Source organism: Moorena sp. SIO4E2, from assembly GCF_010671945.1.
Classification (GTDB): domain Bacteria; phylum Cyanobacteriota; class Cyanobacteriia; order Cyanobacteriales; family Coleofasciculaceae; genus Moorena; species Moorena producens.
This window is the reverse complement of sequence record NZ_JAAHIE010000941.1, coordinates 1-2,155: the sequence shown is the minus strand read 5'-3', so window position 1 is coordinate 2,155 and position 2,155 is coordinate 1. Positions and strand designations below refer to the sequence as shown.

1 protein-coding gene is annotated in these 2,155 nt (G+C 47.5%); it reads right to left on the bottom strand.

Features of this window, described 5'->3' with window-relative positions:
- Nucleotides 1-88: 88 nt before the first annotated feature.
- The gene (locus F6K37_RS39210) at nucleotides 89-1,600 is read right to left on the bottom strand and encodes a group II intron reverse transcriptase/maturase (protein WP_287256644.1); all 1,512 of its coding nucleotides are present in this window, start codon (nucleotides 1,598-1,600) and stop codon (nucleotides 89-91) included.
- Nucleotides 1,601-2,155: the final 555 nt, after the last annotated feature.

Below are 2,155 nucleotides of genomic sequence, written 5' to 3'. Positions count from 1 at the left end.
CTATTAGAGTCGATGCCTGGTATTACCCAGGGCACCTCTCCTTCAAATCCGTACGTGCGACTTTCACCGCATACGGCTCCTAGATATCCTAGTCTTCTGACTTGCCCTGGTGAATATATTGGTGACAACTTTGGTGAACAGCCATAAGGTTGTTTTTCTTCCAGTTGTGATGATTTCCGTCAATGTGGTGGAGGTGTACTCTTTCCTCATCAATGAATTTCAGCCCGCAATATCCACAAGAATGGTTTTGCTTCTTCAAAGTTTCTGCAGTAGCATCGAAGTAGAGTTTCGAATTTCTCTGACTCCAATAGACTAAGTCTCCGTCATAAGGGGACTTAGTCCCTTTTACCATTACGTGTTTGTTCTGTTCATACCCTACTGCGGGGAAGCTTTTCTTGCATAGTTTGTCGGCCTGGTACCGGTTTACCTTCTCTTCGCTACGAAATTTCCGGTTTGCGGTATTGTTCATGTGCCATAAACTATCTCGGGAACTGCTCATGTCGCAGTACTTATGGTAATTCCTCCATCCACGTACGATGGGGGCTAGCTTCTTGGCTTTGACTTTTGCACCATAATTCGAACTGTTGACTACGGTCTTGATTTTCCTGCGGATGTTCCTATGATTCTCCACTGAGGGAGTGCAATGGAATTTTCCGTTTTGTTTGACGCGCATGCGCCATCCTAGGAAGTCGAATCCGTCTGTCGTTTTGGTTATCTTGGTCTTTTCTTCGCTGATTTCCATCCCGCGTTCTGCCAAAAATGCCTTGATTTTACCCAGAACTTTTTCGGCGTTATCCTTTGGCTTGAGGAATATCACCATATCGTCTGCGTATCTGACGCTTGGGTGTATTTCCTCTATTCCATCAAGTGCGATATTGGCTAGAAGTGGACTGACTACTCCTCCCTGTGGGGTTCCTTGCTCAGGAAATTCCAGGTCAACTCCTGCTTTGAGACAGCGGAATATCCCAGTCTTCAAACTTGCTGGCGCAATTAACCTGTCCATTATGGACTTATGGGAGATGCGGTCGAAACACTTCTTAATGTCCAGTTCGATTACTCTCTTGGTGATGCCATTTGCGTTCGATTTCAAGTTAGCGAACACGTATCTTTGTGCATCGTGCGCACTTCTTCCCGTTCTGAACCCGTAGCTACGAGCATGAAACAAGGCTTCGTATGCTGGTTCGAGGGCGAATTTTGCCAGACATTGCCACGCTCTATCGAAGATTGTTGGTATCTTGAGTATCCTTACTTTCCCATTCTTTTTAGGGATTGGGATTTCTCGAAGACCGGAGTGTTTCCAGTCGAGAGCGCTTTGCCTCATATTCTCAAGTACTTCCAGCCTCTCCTCATAATTCAGTGCAGTTTTCCCGTCGATACCGGCGGTTTTCTTGCCCTGATTAAGCTGTGTCACTTGGCGGATGGCCAAAAGCTGTGCTGAACGGGATTTCAATATCAGTTTCTGTAGAGACCGAGCTTTCCTCAAGTCACCAGCTTGAACCGCTTTATACACGCGCCTCTGTAGGCGGAAAAGATTTCTCCGGAGTTGTTTCCAGTTCTGTCCTTTCCAAAGGTCACTAGATTTTTGTCTGTGTCTACCCATACTCTCCATTGGTTTGCGTATTCTGAATACCCGTGCCCAGTTTTGAGCACATCTTACCCGATGGTGGGGATTAGGCTTGGCATAGCTTACCGAAGTTCCGACCGTTCTTCAGACCCAAGTGTTGCCATCGTTTTTACTCGTTCCATCCTCCAGATTGTTTAGATGATTTAGGACAGTCCAATTTGCCTACCCTCTTCTCGGAGCTTACGGATAACCGCCGTTCTTTCCGTGAGAATGCGAGGATGCCGTGCACACTATTTGTCCAGATTGTGCCGGTGCTTTTAGACACTTTTTCAGGACTTGTTTGCCCTTGTCATCTCCCCATTAGCGGCAGTGTGGCTTATCTGTTTCACCTCTGATTCCGCCCTGGTGCCAGCTTCACTCCGATGAAATGCCGTTCATCTCGGTGTGGCCAGATAGGGAGTCACTTGTCTCCTCAAGGGGTGGGTTTTCACCACCATCCGGAAGATAGTTAGGATTTCGGGGTTCTCCCGCGAATCCCCTAGCTCATACCCCTCCAGTTACTGGAGGCTCCTAGCTAGAACGAGCCGCACA

What these genes read in the sequence shown, in the direction of transcription:
- F6K37_RS39210 (WP_287256644.1), bottom strand. Translation starts at nt 1,600, where the DNA reads ATGGGTAGACACAGACAAAAATCTAGTGACCTTTGGAAAGGACAGAAC.